The sequence below is a fragment of the Streptomyces sp. 7N604 genome (genome assembly GCF_052245475.1).
Lineage (GTDB): Bacteria > Actinomycetota > Actinomycetes > Streptomycetales > Streptomycetaceae > Streptomyces.
Genome location: NZ_JBQQBX010000001.1, coordinates 445,916 through 462,469 on the forward strand (window position 1 = coordinate 445,916; position 16,554 = coordinate 462,469).

10 protein-coding genes are annotated in these 16,554 nt (G+C 71.6%); 6 read left to right on the forward strand and 4 right to left on the reverse strand.

The window, feature by feature from the left end:
- Window positions 1-63: 63 nt before the first annotated feature.
- Window positions 64-1,056: a TauD/TfdA family dioxygenase gene (locus ACTWP8_RS02050; protein ID WP_443320389.1), complete on the reverse strand. Its 993-nt coding sequence runs from the start codon at window positions 1,054-1,056 to the stop codon at window positions 64-66.
- A 470-nt stretch (window positions 1,057-1,526) separates the two neighbouring features.
- Here ACTWP8_RS02050 and ACTWP8_RS02055 point away from each other — a divergent pair, with 470 nt between their 5' ends.
- From ACTWP8_RS02055 to ACTWP8_RS02075, 5 genes are all read left to right on the forward strand, one after another.
- Window positions 1,527-2,879, forward strand: a complete 1,353-nt coding sequence (locus ACTWP8_RS02055) for an NAD(P)/FAD-dependent oxidoreductase (RefSeq protein ID WP_443320390.1) — start codon at window positions 1,527-1,529, stop codon at window positions 2,877-2,879.
- 2 nt (window positions 2,880-2,881) lie between these two features.
- A complete protein-coding gene (gene nirB / locus ACTWP8_RS02060) occupies window positions 2,882-5,479 on the forward strand; it encodes a nitrite reductase large subunit NirB (RefSeq protein ID WP_443320391.1) in 2,598 nt (865 codons plus the stop codon).
- 96 nt (window positions 5,480-5,575) lie between these two features.
- The gene (gene nirD, locus ACTWP8_RS02065) at window positions 5,576-5,929 is read left to right on the forward strand and encodes a nitrite reductase small subunit NirD (protein ID WP_443320392.1); all 354 of its coding nucleotides are present in this window, start codon (window positions 5,576-5,578) and stop codon (window positions 5,927-5,929) included.
- Between the two features lie 120 nt (window positions 5,930-6,049).
- Complete coding sequence (locus ACTWP8_RS02070; RefSeq protein ID WP_443320393.1) at window positions 6,050-6,976, forward strand: oxidoreductase; 927 nt, start codon at window positions 6,050-6,052, stop codon at window positions 6,974-6,976.
- Window positions 6,977-7,260: 284 nt separating this feature from the next.
- Window positions 7,261-8,421, forward strand: a complete 1,161-nt coding sequence (locus ACTWP8_RS02075) for an alkaline phosphatase PhoX (protein WP_443320394.1) — start codon at window positions 7,261-7,263, stop codon at window positions 8,419-8,421.
- On the opposite strand, the gene ACTWP8_RS02080 is transcribed toward ACTWP8_RS02075, so the two are convergent.
- Complete coding sequence (locus ACTWP8_RS02080; RefSeq protein WP_443320395.1) at window positions 8,399-9,463, reverse strand: helix-turn-helix domain-containing protein; 1,065 nt, start codon at window positions 9,461-9,463, stop codon at window positions 8,399-8,401. The genes ACTWP8_RS02075 and ACTWP8_RS02080 overlap by 23 nt on opposite strands.
- Window positions 9,464-10,026: 563 nt before the next feature.
- On the reverse strand, window positions 10,027-12,762 hold the full coding sequence (gene ppdK / locus ACTWP8_RS02085) for a pyruvate, phosphate dikinase (protein ID WP_443320396.1): 2,736 nt from the start codon (window positions 12,760-12,762) through the stop codon (window positions 10,027-10,029).
- Between the two features lie 503 nt (window positions 12,763-13,265).
- Here ppdK and ACTWP8_RS02090 point away from each other — a divergent pair.
- Window positions 13,266-15,290 carry an amylo-alpha-1,6-glucosidase gene (locus ACTWP8_RS02090; RefSeq protein WP_443320397.1) on the forward strand — a complete coding sequence of 675 codons (2,025 nt, stop codon included), beginning with the start codon at window positions 13,266-13,268 and terminating at the stop codon, window positions 15,288-15,290.
- 46 nt (window positions 15,291-15,336) lie between these two features.
- Here ACTWP8_RS02090 and dusB read toward each other — a convergent pair whose 3' ends face one another.
- Window positions 15,337-16,473, reverse strand: a complete 1,137-nt coding sequence (dusB, locus tag ACTWP8_RS02095; protein WP_443320398.1) for a tRNA dihydrouridine synthase DusB — start codon at window positions 16,471-16,473, stop codon at window positions 15,337-15,339.
- Window positions 16,474-16,554: the final 81 nt, after the last annotated feature.

Genomic DNA, 16,554 nt, shown 5'->3' on the forward strand with positions numbered 1-16,554 from the left:
ACAGTCGCTTTCGCAAAGAGAGGCAGAGGGGCAGGAGGGAGGGCGCGGAAGGAGAGGGCGGGGTCAGCGCGCGGCGGCGGGGCGCCGCATCGCGTAGCAGCGGCGCAGCCACCGGGATTTGCCCGGTGGGGCCGGCTCGAAGGAGGCCCGCCGGTGCATCACCCTGCGGTTGTCGAAAACGTGGAACCCACCCGCCTCCACCGTCACCGGGACCCCGTCGAGCCCTGCGAGGCACTCCTCGAACGACCGCAGCGCCGCCCGCGCCCACGGCGTCTGACCGGTGATGCGGCCCGGCCCGTAGCGCAGGGCGGCCCTTCCGTCGGAGAGCGTCCAGAGCATCGGGACGTCCGTACGCGTCGGCGGCTCGCCACCGTCCGCTCCTCCTGCATACGACTCGGGGGCCGTGACCGCGAACTGGGGCCGGCGCAGCTCCCCCGCGACCCGCTCGGGAAGCTCGGCGACGAGGGTGTCGACGGGCAGCAGTTCGGTCGGGACCCGCTCGGTGTTGCGCATGCCGTAGAAGGAGAGGACGTGCGGGATCGCCATCGAGGGGGCGGCGCCCGTCCGGTGGTCCAGCACCGAGTCGTCGGTGTGCCAGCCGAGGTGCCGGGCGTAGCCCCAGGAGGTGTGCGTACGGGAAGCGCCCGCGCGCGGGGCCACGTTCCGGATCAGGCGGCCCGCGTTCTCCCACACGTAGGCGACCGGGGTCAGGCCCAGCAGGCGCAGGAGTCCGAAGTGCACCAGATTGGGTATGCGCAGCAGGGTCTCGTCGCTGAAGCCGTCCTGCGGTGTGGGTACGGGATGCGGGGATTCCGGGAGGTTCGAGAGAGTCAGCCAGGGGGTCGCGGAGTGGTACCACCCTGCCAGGGCTTCGAGTAACTCGGCGGGCAGGTGGTTGCGTAACTGCTTCGCACCGTGCTCCAGATAGGGCCGCACACCGGTGTCGGGGTCGGCCTGGCCGAGTTCCGTTTCCGCCACCGTGCGCAGGGCGGCCGCGGCGGCGTCCCGCGCGGCGCCGGGGAGGCGGACCGGACACGTGGGGGGAAGGACAGACATGATCATGACCCTAGGCCCCGCGCGGCGCGCATCCCGCCGGACTTGAGGGACATTTGAGCTTCTGACCCATGGTCAGGGCGCGGCCTGAGCGCCGGGGGAGGATGGGGGCGGTCAGGGCGCCGCTGCTGGGCTTACGGTGTCTGGCCATAGGGAGGCAGATCCTGGGGGAAGGGGGTCGGCACGTGGTGACGCGGCTCACCGTAGACGCCCACAGGAGCGAGAAGACCCAGGTCAGGGGCTGATCGGCGATCTTTACACCGCCGTTAAGGGCCGACTCACCATGGGTTAAGGCAACCGCCGCAGCAGCGGGGAATCGCGCCCCGCGCAGGCCTCTCGCCCAGCCCCGGCAGGGCTCGCGCGCGCCGCGGCCGGACGCTCACATCGCCCCGCCCCCTTCGCTGAGGGCAGCGTTGCGCGCGGGAAACAGTCGTGATGCGGGCAGGTAATGTGCGCCACGCACGCTTCGGGACATGGCACCCGCGAAAACTGCCCCCACCCGCCGGACCGGCCACCGCATCGTGGTGGTCGGCGGCGGGATGGCCGCTGCCCGGCTGGTGCAGCAGCTGGCTGCCGCCCAGGGCGGGGCACCGGACACCGACGTCACGGTCACCGTCATCGGCGAGGAGCCGCACACGCCCTACAACCGGGTGCTGCTCGCGGAGGTCCTCGCCGGCCAGTACGCGCCCGATGTGATCGAGCTGCCCTCGCCCCCGTCTGCGGCCCGCTGGCTGCACGGTGTGCGGGCCGTACGGCTGGACCGCGCGGCGCGCCAGGTGCAGTGCGACGACGGGCAGTACGTCCCGTACGACTCGCTGGTGCTGGCCACCGGCTCCAACCCGGTGCTGCCGCCGCTTCGCGGCCTGTTCGAGCCGGACGGCGGCGACCTCCCGCTGGGCGTGCACGCCTTCCGGACCATGGACGACTGCCTCGCGCTCGCCAGGGCCGTACGCCCGGGGACGCGGGCGGTGGTGATCGGCGGCGGGCTGCTGGGCGTGTCCGCGGCCCGGGCGCTGGCCCGCCGGGGCTCGCAGGTCGTCCTCGCCCAGCAGGGCGAGCACCTCATGGAGCGCCAGCTCGACGCGGGCGCGGCGGGGCTGCTGCGGCGGCACGTCGAGGAGCTGGGCGTCGAGGTCCACACCGAGTGCCGGGTCCGTCGCCTCGCAACCACCGGGCAGGACATCCGGCGCGTCAGCGCGGTGGAGCTCGCCGACGGCTTCCGGCTGGACGCCGAGCTCGTCGTCATCGCCTGCGGGGTGCGCCCCCGGGTCGGCCTCGCCCAGGCGGCGGGGCTCGAGGTCGCGCGCGGCATCGTCGTGGACGACGAGCTGCGCACCTCGGATCCGCGCATCCACGCGATCGGCGACTGCGCGGAGCACGACGGCATCGTGTACGGCCTGGCGGGCCCGGCGCAGGAGCAGGCCGACATACTGGCCCGCGTCCTCGCGGGCGCCGCTCATCGCCCGGAGGACGGTGGCGCATCCGCCGCCGCGGACTCCGGCTCCGCCGACTCCGCCACCGCCGCGGCGTCGCGCTACACCGGGACCCGCGCGCTGACGCGCCTGACGCTCACCGCGGCACCCGGCCCTCTCGACCTCGCCGCCTTCGGCGAGGTCGAGCCCGCCCCCGGAGACGACGTGGTTCACCTCTCCGACGCGACCCGCGGTGCCTACCGCAAGGTCGTCGTCCGCGGTGACCGCCTCGTCGGGGGAATTCTGCTCGGCGATCTCGGCACCGTTGGCGCGCTCGCCCGTACCTGGGAGGGCGACGAGCCGCTGCCCTCCGCTCCACTGCTCCACCTGCTCACCAACGATGGAGGCTCCTGACCATGCCGACCGCGTCTGTTCCCCCCACGATCGTTCTCGTCGGCCACGGGATGGTCGGCCAGCGCTTCCTGGAGGCCCTCGCCGACCGCGGCGTCACCGAGCGTGCGCGCGTGGTCGTGCTGTGCGAGGAGCCGCGGCCCGCGTACGACCGGGTGCAGCTGACCTCGTACTTCTCCGGGACGACCCCTGACGGCCTCTCGCTCGTCGAGCCGGACTTCATGGAGCGGCACGGCATCGAGCTGCACCTCGGCGACCCGGCGGAGTCCATCGACCGCGAGGCGCGCACGGTCACCTCGCGCGCGGGTCTGGTCATCGCGTACGACACGCTGGTCCTGGCCACCGGCTCGTACCCCTTCGTGCCGCCCGTCCCCGGCAAGGACGCGACCGGCTGCTTCGTCTACCGGACGATCGAGGACCTGCTCGCCATCGAGGAGTACGCCAAGAACGCGACGACCGGCGCGGTCGTCGGCGGCGGGCTGCTGGGCCTGGAGGCGGCGGGCGCGCTCAAGGGGCTCGGCCTCGAGACGCACATCGTGGAGTTCGCGCCGCGGCTGATGCCCGTGCAGGTGGACGAGGGCGGCGGCGCCGCGCTGCGCCGCACCATCGAGGACATGGGCCTGACCGTGCACACGGGCGTCGGCTCGAAGGAGATCACCACGGACGACGGCGGGGCGGTCGCGGGCATGGCCCTGTCCGACGGTTCGACGCTCTCGACCGACCTCGTCGTCTTCTCGGCCGGCGTGCGGCCCCGCGACCAGCTCGGCCGCGACAGCGGCCTGGAGGTGGGCGAGCGCGGCGGCATCAAGGTCGACGAGCGGTGCACCACCTCCGACCCCGCCGTCTACGCGATCGGCGAGTGCGCGCTGGCCGCCGACGGGCGGGTGTACGGCCTGGTGGCGCCCGGCTACGAGATGGCGGAGACGGCCGCCGACGCCATCGCGGGCAAGACCGGCGCCTTCACCGGCGCCGACACCTCCACCAAGCTGAAGCTGCTGGGCGTGGACGTCGCGTCCTTCGGCGACGCGCACGGCGCGGCCGACGGCTGCCTCGACGTCGTCTACTCAGACTCGCGCTCCGGCATCTACAAGAAGCTGGTCGTCGGCGCCGACGGCACCCTGCTGGGCGGGGTGCTGGTCGGGGACGCCGAGGCGTACGGGATGCTGCGCCCGCTCACCGGCTCGGTGCCGCCGATCCAGCCCGAGCAGCTGGTGATGCCCGCCGGGGTGGGCGCGCCCGCCGCGCTCGGCCCCTCCGCGCTGCCCGACGAGGCGGTGATCTGCAACTGCCACAACGTCACCAAGGGCGCCATCCGCGGCGCCGTCACCGACCACCAGTGCACGACCGTTCCCGAGGTCAAGAAGTGCACCAAGGCGGGCACCGGCTGCGGCAGTTGTGTCAAGGTCCTCACCACTCTCGTCAACGACGAGCTGGAGGCGAGCGGCGTCAGCGTCGACAAGGGCCTGTGCGGCTGCTTCGCGCACACCCGGGCCGAGCTGTACGAGATCGTGCGGGTGCGCCAGCTCACAACGTACGCGCGCGTGCTCGACGAGCACGGGCGGGAGAGCGCCCGCGGCGGCGACGGCTGCGAGATCTGCAAGCCGGCCGTCGCCTCGATCATCGCCTCGCTCGCGCCGACGCTGGGCGCCAGCGGCTATGTCCTGGACGGCGAGCAGGCCTCCCTGCAGGACACCAACGACCACTTCCTCGCCAACATGCAGCGCAACGGCTCGTACTCCGTCGTGCCGCGCATCCCCGGCGGCGAGATCACGCCCGAGAAGCTGATCGTGATCGGGGAGGTCGCGCGGGACTTCGGGCTCTACACGAAGATCACCGGCGGTCAGCGGATCGACCTGTTCGGGGCGCGCGTGGACCAGCTGCCGCAGATCTGGGCGCGGCTGGTCGAGGCGGGCTTCGAGTCGGGGCACGCGTACGGCAAGGCGCTGCGCACGGTGAAGTCGTGCGTGGGGCAGACCTGGTGCCGCTACGGCGTGCAGGACTCGGTGCGGATGGCGATCGACCTCGAGCTGCGCTACCGGGGGCTGCGCAGCCCGCACAAGCTGAAGTCGGCGGTCTCCGGATGCGCGCGGGAGTGCGCGGAGGCGCGCGGCAAGGACTTCGGGATCATCGCGACCTCCAATGGCTGGAATCTGTACGTCGGCGGCAACGGCGGCGCGGACCCGCGCCACGCCGACCTGCTGGCCCAGGACCTGGACGACGAGGAGCTGGTCAGGCTCATCGACCGGTTCCTGATGTTCTACATCCGCACGGCTGACCGGCTTGAGCGCACCTCGGCCTGGCTGGAGCGGATCGAGGGCGGCCTGGACCACGTACGGGACGTAGTGGTGGACGACTCGCTCGGGCTGTGCGCGGAGCTGGAGCGGCTGATGGCCGACCACGTGGCGAACTACCGCGACGAGTGGGCGGCAACCCTCGACGACCCGGACCGGCTGCGGCGCTTCGTCTCCTTCGTCAACGCGCCGGGCACGCCCGACCCGTCGGTGCAGTTCGTGCCCGAGCGCGAGCAGGTGAAGCCGGACCTGGCCGTGCTGGCCGCCGGTCCCGTCCTGCCGATCCGCACCCTCGAAGGGACGCCCGCCTGATGGCGGCCAGGCCCCTGACGGCGGCCCGGTCCGGATACGTCCGCCCCGGCCGCCCCACCCTTCCCGTCGGCACCACACGCTAAGGAGCCAAGACCCATGACGCTCGCCCCGGACAAGACCACCGTCAGAGTGGAACTGCTGGTCGACCAGCGGTGGTTCGCGGTCTGCGACCTCGCCCACCTCACGCCCGGGCGCGGGGTGGCCGCGCTGCTGCCGGACGGGCGGCAGGTGGCGCTGTTCCTCGACCGCGCGGGCACCGCGTACGCCGTGGGGAACCAGGACCCGTTCACCGGTGCGTACGTCCTCTCGCGCGGGCTGCTCGGGCGGACGGCGGAGGGCCGGCCCTTCGTGGCCTCGCCGCTCCTGAAGCAGCGCTTCGATCTCGAGACGGGCCGGTGCCTGGACGACGAGTCGGTCTCCGTGCCGGCGTACGCCGTCCGCGCCGCCTGACGGGGGAGCTGCTCTCGCGCCCGTGACCGGCGGCGCCTAAGCTGACTCGCGGGTAACGCATGGCTACGTGCGGCGGAACGGCGCGGAACGTCCCGCGCCGACGCGAGGAGAGCAGCTGTCATGAAGCGCTGGACCGCGAGCGACATCCCTGATCAGAGCGGGCGTACGGCAGTGGTGACCGGTTCCAACAGCGGCATCGGCTACATCACCGCCCGGGAGCTCGCCCGGCGCGGCGCACGGGTGGTGCTGGCGTGCCGGGACGAGACGCGCGGCAAGGAGGCCGAGGCCCACATCAGGAGCGAAGTCCCGGAGGCGGACGTGCAGTTCGCCCCCCTGGACCTGGCGGACCTGGCCTCGGTGCGGGAGTTCGCCCGCGGCTACGGCCACGAGCGGCTCGACCTGCTGATCAACAACGCCGGTGTGATGGCGCTGCCGCACCGCAGGACGGTCGACGGCTTCGAGATGCAGTTCGGGGTCAACCACTTGGGGCACTTCGCGCTGACCGGGCTCCTGCTGCCGAAGCTGCTGGCCACACCGCTGGCGCGGGTGGTCAGCGTGTCCAGCGGCATGCACGCGCTGGCCAATGTCGACCTGCGCGATCTCAACAGCGAGCGCGGCTATCGCCGCTGGATCGCGTACGCCCGCTCCAAGACCGCGAATCTGCTGTTCATCCACGAGCTGGCGCGGCGGCTGGCGCGGGCCGGCTCGGACGTGGTGGCGGCGGCCGCGCACCCCGGTTACGCCGACACGAATCTGCAGACGGCGGGCGTGCGGATGGAGGGCCGCACGGCGGCCGAGCGGGTCGTGGGGATCGCCAACCGGATCTTCGCGCAGCCGGCCGAGGCCGGGGCGCTGCCGACGCTGTACGCGGCCACGGCACCCGGCGTGAGCTCGGACTCCTTCACCGGCCCACGCGTCCAGGGCTGGCGTGGCGCGCCGGGCCCGTCGTGGCGGGCGCCGTGGACCCATGACGACGCGGCGGGCGAGCGCCTGTGGGGCGCGTCGGAGCGGCTGACGGGCGTGACGTACGACGCCCTGCAGCGCTGACGGGCAGCAACGCCACCACATCCGCCACCAGCCGCCCAGGCACGTGGTTCGCGCCGGAGTTCGCCGGCCGCCCCGCCCCCTGCTCCTCATCCTCAACTTCCTTGGCCAAGACCTCATTTGAGCCAGATGGCCTGGACCGCATCCACTCCTGTTGGCCTGCCCGGACGCAAGCGACGGTCGGCTGTTCATGCTCAGTAAATTCGCCGATCCTAGAGTCCTCCGCGCTGCCCCCTCCCCGCCGCCGACCGGTGGCGGGCCACAGTCACGACACCCTCGGAGTGACCATGGAACGCCGCAGTCTTCTGCGCGCAGCAGTCATCGGAACTTCGGCCGCCGTCTTCGGCGGCACCCTCTCGCACGGCGCCGCGTACGCCGCCCCCGCCCAGCTCGGTACCAGCCCCTACGGCCCGCTTGGCGCGGCCGACGCCAACGGCATCCAGCTCCCGAGCGGCTTCACCAGCCGCGTGATCGCCCGCTCCCGGCAGACCGTGTCCGGCACGTCCTACACCTGGCACGACGCCCCCGACGGCGGCGCCTGCTTCGCCGACGGGAGTGGCTGGATCTACGTCTCCAACTCCGAGATCTCTTCGACGGGCGGCGCGGGTGCCGTCAAGTTCAACTCCTCGGGCAGCATCACCGGGGCATACCGGATCCTGTCCAACACCAACCGCAACTGTGCCGGTGGCGCCACCCCGTGGAACACCTGGCTCTCCTGTGAGGAGGTCTCGACCGGCTTCGTCTACGAGACCGATCCCTGGGGCGTGAACGCCGCCACGCAGCGCCCCGCCATGGGCCGGTTCAACCACGAGGCGGCGGCCGCCGACCCGGTGCGCAACGTGATCTACCTGACCGAGGACGCGTCCGACGGCGTCTTCTACCGCTTCATCCCGACCACCTGGGGCGACCTGTCCTCCGGCACCCTGCAGGCGCTCGTGGCCGGGACCGGCACGTCGGGCTCTTTCACCTGGGGAACCGTCTCGGACCCGGACGGCTCCCCCACCGCGACACGCAACCAGGTCTCCGGCGCGAAGCGGTTCAACGGCGGAGAGGGCTGCCACTACGCCAACAACACCGTCTGGTTCACCACCAAGGGCGACAACCGCGTCTGGCAGATCAACCTGTCCAACAGCACGTACGAGTTGGCCTACGACGACAGCCTGGTCAACCCCGGCCCGGCCCCGCTCACCGGCGTGGACAACGTCACCGGCTCGACCTTCGGCGACCTCTACGTGGCCGAGGACGGCGGCAACATGGAGATCTGCATCATCACGCCGGACGACATCGTCGCGCCCTTCCTGCGCATCAACGGCCAGTCCAGCTCGGAGATCACCGGACCGGCCTTCTCGCCCAGCGGCTCCCGGCTGTACTTCTCCAGCCAGCGCGGCACCAGCGGCAGTTCCTCGGGCGGCATCACGTACGAGGTCACCGGCCCGTTCCGGACGTAGCGGTCGGAGCGGTCTGAGCAACGGGTCCGGCCGGCAACCCCGGCAGATCCGGCACCGCTGCGGCGCCGCCCCGCAGCAGGGCGGCGCCCAGCGGTGTCAGCGTGTGCAGGACGGCGTTGCCGTGCCGCAGTGTCAGCACGAGCCCCGCCTCGCGCAGCACGCTCGCGTGCTGGCTCGCCGAGGCGGCGGACACCCCGACTCTTCGGGCGAGTTCACTGGTCGTACAACCCTGACCTATGGTCTGGAGGACCGCGGAGCGGGTGTGTCCCACCAGCTTGCCGAGCGAGCAGGGGTCGTCCGCGTACGCCCGCACAGGCGCGGCCGACGGCGCCGACTCCGCGGTGTGCTCCACCGGATAGACCAGCACCGGGGTCAGGTCCCGGTCGTGGTAGGTGACCGGAGTCCTGCGGCAGAAGAACGACGGCTGGAGCAGCAGCCCCCGCCCGCTCAGATACAGGTCCCGGTCCACCGGATAGTCCGCCTCGAGCACCGGCGGCCGCCAGCGCACCATCCGCGGCAGCGAGGCCAGCAGCTCGTCGGCGCCGCCGTCCAGCAGGGCCCGGCCGCGGGCCGCCCGGTCACCCTCGATCCGGGCCCGGATGTGCGGCCAGTACGGGGCGATGGCCGCCTTGTGGTAGCTGCGCAGGATGCCGATCAGCCGGCCGAGCGCCCCCTTGTCGCCCTCGGCGAGACCGTCCATCCAGCCAGGCCGCGAGCGCTCCCCGCCGAGCAGCCGCATGTCGCGCTGCAGCCGGTGGTCCGGTGTCTCGCGCAGCGCCTCGAACGCCGGCTCCACGCCGAGTGCCCCTTCGGGCGGGGTGAGGAAGTCCGGGAAATAGCCCCGGCACGGCACGAGCGAGGCGAGCGGCCGTGTTTCACCACTCAACCTGGTTCTGGTTTCGCCGCGCCATTGCCGGAAGATCGACGCTCCTTGTTTGTCGCGCAGCCGGTGAAAACTGAGTACGGATTCCCACAGCGCGTCCGGACGAGCAGCTATCCGGACCCGGGCGAGGTCAAGCCCGGTGAAATGGATGCGTAGCACCAAACCCCCACAAGTGGCCCCCCGCCTTTGTCCCGGTCATCGAGTATGCACACAGGCACGGACGGTGACCACGCCCTTTTAGCCACAGTTGAAACGGGTCGCAGGGATACGCCCCGTAACGAAATGCTGTATCTCGTTGGGCACACGGAAGCCCGCCGATGCAGCTGTTGTGGGGGCAGTACGGCGGTTTCCGGGCGGCTTTGGGTACCGCCACGTGTCTGGCAGGGGTTACGGCCTGCGGTCCGGTACCTCGAGCCCGTCCGGACCGCGGGCCGACAGCCCCGCCTCCCCGTACAACCGCGCCAACTGCGCCGACGCGCCACCCCCGCGCGGCCGGTACAAGCGGCAACCACCAAGAATCCGCCCGGAAAACCCGGGCGGATTTTTGCCGTAGCACGCCGGTGGCACACCGCGGGTAAGCGGTTTCAATTGGTAAGCCGTTCAAAGAGATAGGGGGCGGCACCTCCGCACAGGTGCCGCCCCCTTTCAGGGTGCCGGAGCCACCGCCGGGCTGAGGGTCGGGGTTCCCGGCGGCTGCTCCGGTGGCTCTTTTCCTCGGAGGGTCAGCGCGAGTCGCTGCCCTTGCTCTGTGCCGCCGCGCGGCCCGCCTCAAGGCGCGCGACCGGAATCCGGAACGGCGAGCAGGAGACGTAGTCCAGACCCACTTCGTGGAAGAAGTGGACCGACTCCGGGTCACCGCCGTGCTCACCGCAGATGCCGAGCTTGAGGTCGGGGCGGGTGGCACGGCCGGCCTGGACGGCGTTCCGTACGAGGGAGCCGACGCCGTCCTTGTCGATCGTCTCGAACGGCGAGACCCCGAAAATCCCCTTCTCCAGGTACGCGGTGAAGAAGCTGGCCTCCACGTCGTCGCGGGAGAAGCCCCACACGGTCTGGGTGAGGTCGTTGGTGCCGAAGGAGAAGAACTCGGCCGCCTCCGCGATCTGACCGGCCGTCAGGGCGGCCCGCGGCAGCTCGATCATCGTGCCGAGCGCGATCTTCAAGTCGACACCGGTGGCCTCCTGGACCTCCGCGATGACCTCCTCCGCCTCGTCCCGTACGAGCTCCAGTTCCTGGACGGTGCCCACCAGCGGGATCATGATCTCCGCCCGCGGGTCGCCCTTGGCGTCCTTCCGCTGGGCCGCGGCCTCCGCGATGGCCCGCACCTGCATGGTGAACAGGCCGGGGATGACCAGACCGAGGCGCACGCCGCGGAGCCCCAGCATCGGGTTCTGCTCGTGCAGCTTGTGCACGGCCTGGAGCAGCCGCAGGTCGTTCTCCTGCTGCTCGTTGCGGGACTCGGCGAGCGCCACCCGCACCGAGAGGTCGGTGATGTCGGGCAGGAACTCGTGCAGCGGCGGGTCGAGCAGCCGGATCGTCACCGGCAGCCCGTCCATGGCCTCGAAGAGCTCGACGAAGTCCTGCTTCTGCAGCGGCAGCAGGGTCTTGAGGGCGTCGTCGCGCTCCTCGTCGGTGTCGGCGAGGATCAGCTTCTCGACCAGCTCGCGCCGCTCACCGAGGAACATGTGCTCGGTGCGGCACAGGCCGATGCCCTGGGCGCCGAACCGGCGGGCGCGCGCCGCGTCCTCGGCGTTGTCGGCGTTGGCGCGGACTCGGAGCCGGCGCACCCGGTCCGCGTACGCCATGATCCGGTGCACGGCCCTGACCAGCTCGTCGGCGTCCTCGGCCCCGGCGTGCATCCGGCCCTCGAAGTACTCGACGACGGGCGACGGGACGACCGGCACCTCGCCCAGGTAGACCTTGCCGGACGAGCCGTCGATGGAGACCAGGTCGCCTTCCTCGACGACCGTCCCGTCGGTGGTCGTCAGCCGCCGCCGCTTGGTGTCGACCTCCAGCTCCTCGGCGCCGCAGACACAGGTCTTGCCCATGCCGCGGGCGACGACGGCGGCGTGCGAGGTCTTGCCGCCGCGCGAGGTGAGAATCCCCTCGGCGGCGATCATGCCGTTGAGGTCGTCGGGGTTGGTCTCGCGGCGGATGAGGATGACCTTCTCGCCGGACCGCGACCACTTGACGGCGGTGTACGAGTCGAAGACCGCCTTGCCGACCGCCGCGCCCGGCGACGCGGCGATGCCCCGGCCGATCTTCTCCGCCTTCGCCGACTCGTCGAAGCGCGGGAACATCAGCTGCGCGAGCTGGGCGCCGTTGACCCGCTGCAGCGCCTCCGCCTCGTCGATCAGGCCCTGGTCGACGAGCTGCGTGGCGATCCGGAAGGCCGCGCCCGCGGTGCGCTTGCCGACCCGGGTCTGGAGCATCCACAGCTGGCCGCGCTCGATGGTGAACTCGATGTCGCACAGGTCCTTGTAGTGCGTCTCGAGGGTCTCCATGATCTGCATCAGCTGGTCGTACGAGGTCTTGTCGATCCGCTCGAGATCGGCGAGCGGCACGGTGTTGCGGATGCCCGCGACGACGTCCTCGCCCTGCGCGTTCTGCAGGTAGTCGCCGTAGACGCCCTGGTGGCCGCTGGCCGGGTCGCGGGTGAAGGCGACGCCGGTACCGGAGTCGGGGCCGAGGTTGCCGAAGACCATCGAGCAGACGTTGACGGCCGTGCCCAGATCGTGCGGAATGCGCTCCTGGCGGCGGTAGAGCTTGGCGCGCTCGCCGTTCCACGAGTCGAACACGGCCTTGATGGCCAGGTCCATCTGCTCGCGCGGGTCCTGCGGGAACTCCCGGCCGGTCTCCTTGAGCACGATGCCCTTGAAGTCCTCGACGAGCTGCTGCAGGTCAGCGGCCTTGAGGTCGACGTCGGTGGCCGCGCCCTTGGCCTCCTTGGCCTCCTCGAGCGCCTCCTCGAAGAGATCACCGTCGACGCCGAGCACGGTCTTGCCGAACATCTGGATCAGCCGGCGGTAGGAGTCCCAGGCGAAGCGCGCGTCCCCGGCCTGGTCGGCGAGGCCCGCGACCGAATCGTCGGAGAGGCCGATGTTGAGGACGGTGTCCATCATGCCGGGCATCGAGAACTTGGCCCCGGAACGCACGGACACGAGGAGGGGGTTGTCCGGCTGGCCGAGCTTCTTGCCCATCTTCTGCTCGAGGGCGACGAGGTGCGCACTTACCTCGTCACGCAGTGCCGCGGGCTCGCTGCCGCTGTCCAGGTAGACCTTGCACGCCTCGGTGGTGATCGTGAAGCCCGGAGGGACGGGAAGCCCCAGGTTGGTCATCTCGGCAAGGTTGGCTCCCTTCCCGCCGAGCAGGTCCTTGAGGTCCTTGTTGCCCTCGGTGAAGTCGTAGACGAACTTCTGGGGCTCAGGCTGGGATACGTGGGGATCTTGGTTTTCCGACACGGGATCTCGACTCCTCGCGGACGGCTGCCCTGACGGCCGGGAGCGTACCCAGATCGAAGGCGCATGAGTACGTCCACCTGGCCGTCATACGGCCGTAACCACTCGTCCGCCAGCAGATCGCAGGTACATGGCTGGTTTTAGATCAACTCCGCCTCCTTTAAGAGGTGAAGACATCATCACTCTCGGCCGACGGGTCCGCCAATTGCCATCGGCGGAGAGTGACTTACTCCTAGATCACTCGAAGCCCGCAAGGGTGGCACTGGGTGCCACCCCTTGGAAAGGTGCACCCTGACCGAAGTCGCTCATCTGAGCAGACCCCCTATCAGGGGTGGTGAGAATCACGCCCTAGGCGTACCCCGGATCTCACCCCGTGGACACATTCGCATACGAAATTGCTCAGATGAGCAGGCCGTGTGGCGTCCCAGGTCGGCACTCCTTGCCGTGATACGGACACATGGAGTGACATCCTCCGCACGGAGCCCGACGAAGGGCAGGCTTGACCGATGACAGGACACCATCTTCTGGTGCATGACGGGACATTCGCCGTCGTAACCGACTCCGGCGACATCAGCGGCGCATGCGGCGCCTCCCCGGACGGGCTGTTCTCCCGCGATGCGCGCCACCTCAGCCGGTGGCAGCTGACCGTGGAGGGCTCTTCGCCCGAGCTGCTCGTCGCGGCCGGGCAGGCCGGGCCCGACCGGCCGCTCGCCGCCGTACTCACCCCGCCCGGCAGCGGGCACGAGCCCCCGGCGTACACGGTCTTCCGGGAGCAGGCGGTCGCGGACCGATCGCTGGCCGAGCGCATCCGGCTGACCAGCAATCGCCCCGTGCCGACCACCGCCCGGGTCTCCCTGACCGTGGACGCCGACTTCGCCGACCAGTTCGAGCTGCGCACCGACTACCGCACCTACGACAAGACCGACGCCGTGCGCACCGCCGAGGCCCTCCAGGACGGCGTGGCCCTCGGCTACGAACGCCCAGCCCCCGGCGGAGGGCCCGGCCCCGAGTGGCACTCCAGAACCGTGATCACCGCCGTCCCCGCGCCCGACAAGGTGACCCACCCGGCCAGCGGCACCGCCCGCACCCTCGAATGGCGCGTCCTCCTCCCGCCGCACGGCAACGGCGAGATCGTCCTCCAGGCCTGCGCGCTGCCGTCCGGCACGGACGCCGAGCCGCCACGCGTCCAGCCCCCGGCCACGGCAGTCGCGGGCCTCGCCCAGGAGAACGCCGCGTTCACCGGAGCCGACCCCAGGCCCCGCGACCTCATCGGCTGGACCGAACTGGCCCGCGCCTGCGAGCAGGGCCTGGCCGACCTGGCGGGCCTGCGCGTACCGGCGGTCGGCCCCGACGGGGAGCCGCTGCGGGTGCCCGCCGCCGGAATCCCCTGGTTCCTGGCCCTCTTCGGCCGGGACTCCCTGCTCACCTCGCTGTTCACCCTGCCGTACCGGCCCGGGCTGGCGGCCGCCACCCTCGCCGCGCTCGCCGCGGCGCAGGGCACGGAGTACGACCCTCCGCCTGCCTCCGGCTGGGAGCGCACCCGCCGGGGGCAGGGGCAGAACGCCCCGCGGCAGGAGCAGCCGGGCCGCATCGCGCACGAGATCCGGCACGGCGAACTCGCCCGCTTCCGCCAGGTCCCGTACGGCCGTTACTACGGCGCCGTCGACGCCACCCCGCTCTTCCTGATCCTCCTCCACGCCTACACCGAGCGGACGGCCGACGACGCGCTCGCCCGCCGCCTCGAACCACAGGCCCGCGCCGCCGTCGAGTGGATGTTCCAGGACGGCGGTCTTGCGGAGCTGGGGCGGCTCGTCTACGGCGGCGTGCCGGTCGCCGCGGGCGGCGACCAGAGCTGGCGGGACTCCCCCGGCGCGATCTGCTTCAGCGACGGGACCCCGGCACAAGGGCCCATCGCGGTCGCCGGGGCGCAGGGGTACGCGTACGACGCGCTCCTGCGCACCGCCGCGCTCGCCCGCAAGACCTGGGACGACGCGGCGCTCGCGGACCGGCTCGAGGAGGCCGCGGCCCAGCTGAGCGGCCGCTTCCACCGCGAATTCTGGATGCCGGGGCAGGAGTTCCCCGCCCTCGCCCTGGACGGCGAGGGCCGCCAGGTCGACGTCCTGGCGTCGGAGGCCGGGCACCTGCTGTGGTCGGGGATTCTGGATCCGCAGCACGGGGCGCGGGTCGGCCGCAGGCTGCTCGAACCGGACTTCTTCTCCGGCTGGGGCATCCGCACGCTCGCCGCGGGCCAGGTGCCGTACCACCCGCTGTCCTGGCACAAGGGCTCGATCTGGCCGCACGACAACGCGCTGACGGTGCTGGGGCTTGCGCGGTACGGGCTGACGGAGCAGGCGCTCGCGGTGGTCCGCGGGCTGGTGGAGGCGGCGGCGGTGCACGGGTGGCGGCTGCCGGAGGTGATGGCCGGGTACGGGCGGGACGAGCACCCGACGCCCGTGCCGTACCCGCACTCCTGCTCCCCCCAAGCCTGGGCGGCCGCCACCCCGCTGGCCCTGCTCAGCGCCCTTATCTAGGTTGTGGGCATGCGTTCCGCGGGGCGGAACGGGTGGGCACAACCGGTTACCCCCCGGACGTGTCCGACTCCGCGTCCTCGCTCAGCGCAGCGCACGCGTACGGGTCGTCGAGCCAGCCGTCCGGCAGGACCACCCGGTCCCTGCCGGACGTGCGGCCCCGCGGCCCATCCGCACCGGCCGGCCACGCCTGGTCCAGGTCCAGCCCGCCCAGCAGCTCGTCCAGCTCGGCGAGCGACGAGGCGACCGCGAGCCGCTTCCGCATCTCGGAGCCGATCGCAAAGCCCTTCGTGTACCAGGCGACGTGCTTGCGGAAGTCGATGACGCCGCGCGCCTCGTTCTCCAGCCACTCCCCCAGCAGCTGGGCGTGGCGCAGCATGACGACCGCGACCTCCTTCAGCCTCGGGGCCGCAACCTCGCCCGTCCCTTCGAAGGCGCTCACCAGGTCGCCGAACAGCCACGGCCGCCCCAGGCAGCCGCGCCCCACGACCACCCCGTCGCAGCCGGTCTCGCGCATCATCCGCAGTGCGTCGTCCGCCGACCAGATGTCGCCGTTGCCCAGCACCGGGATCTCGGGGACGGCCTCCTTCAGCCGGGCGATGGCGTCCCAGTCGGCCGTACCGCCGTAGTGCTGCGCCGCCGTACGTCCGTGCAGCGCGATCGCCGTGACGCCCTCCTCGACCGCGATCCGGCCCGCGTCGAGGTACGTGAGGTGGTCGTCGTCGATGCCCTTGCGCATCTTCATGGTCACGGGCAGGCCGCCCGCGCCCGCGACCGCCTCGCGCAGGATCGAGCGCAGCAGGTTCCGCTTGTACGGAAGGGCGGAACCGCCGCCCTTGCGGGTCACCTTGGGCACCGGGCAGCCGAAGTTGAGGTCGATGTGGTCGGCCAGGTCCTCGTCCGCGATCATGCGGGCGGCCCTGCCGACGGTCTCCGGGTCGACGCCGTACAGCTGGATGGAGCGCGGCTTCTCGGTTCCGTCGAAGCGGATCAGCCGCATGGTCTTGGCGTCTCGCTCGACGAGCGCCCGCGTCGTGATCATCTCGCTGACGAACAGCCCTTTTCCGCCACTGAACTCGCGGCACAGGGTGCGGAACGGCGCGTTGGTGATCCCGGCCATCGGGGCGAGGACCACCGGTGGCAGGACCGTGTGCGGACCGATCTGCAGCTGGGTCACGGAGGGCATCCTTCGGGGCCGTACGGACGGGGGACGACCACCCATTGTCCCGCACCCGCGCCGGGCGTTGTCCCGGACGTCGGCGCCGGT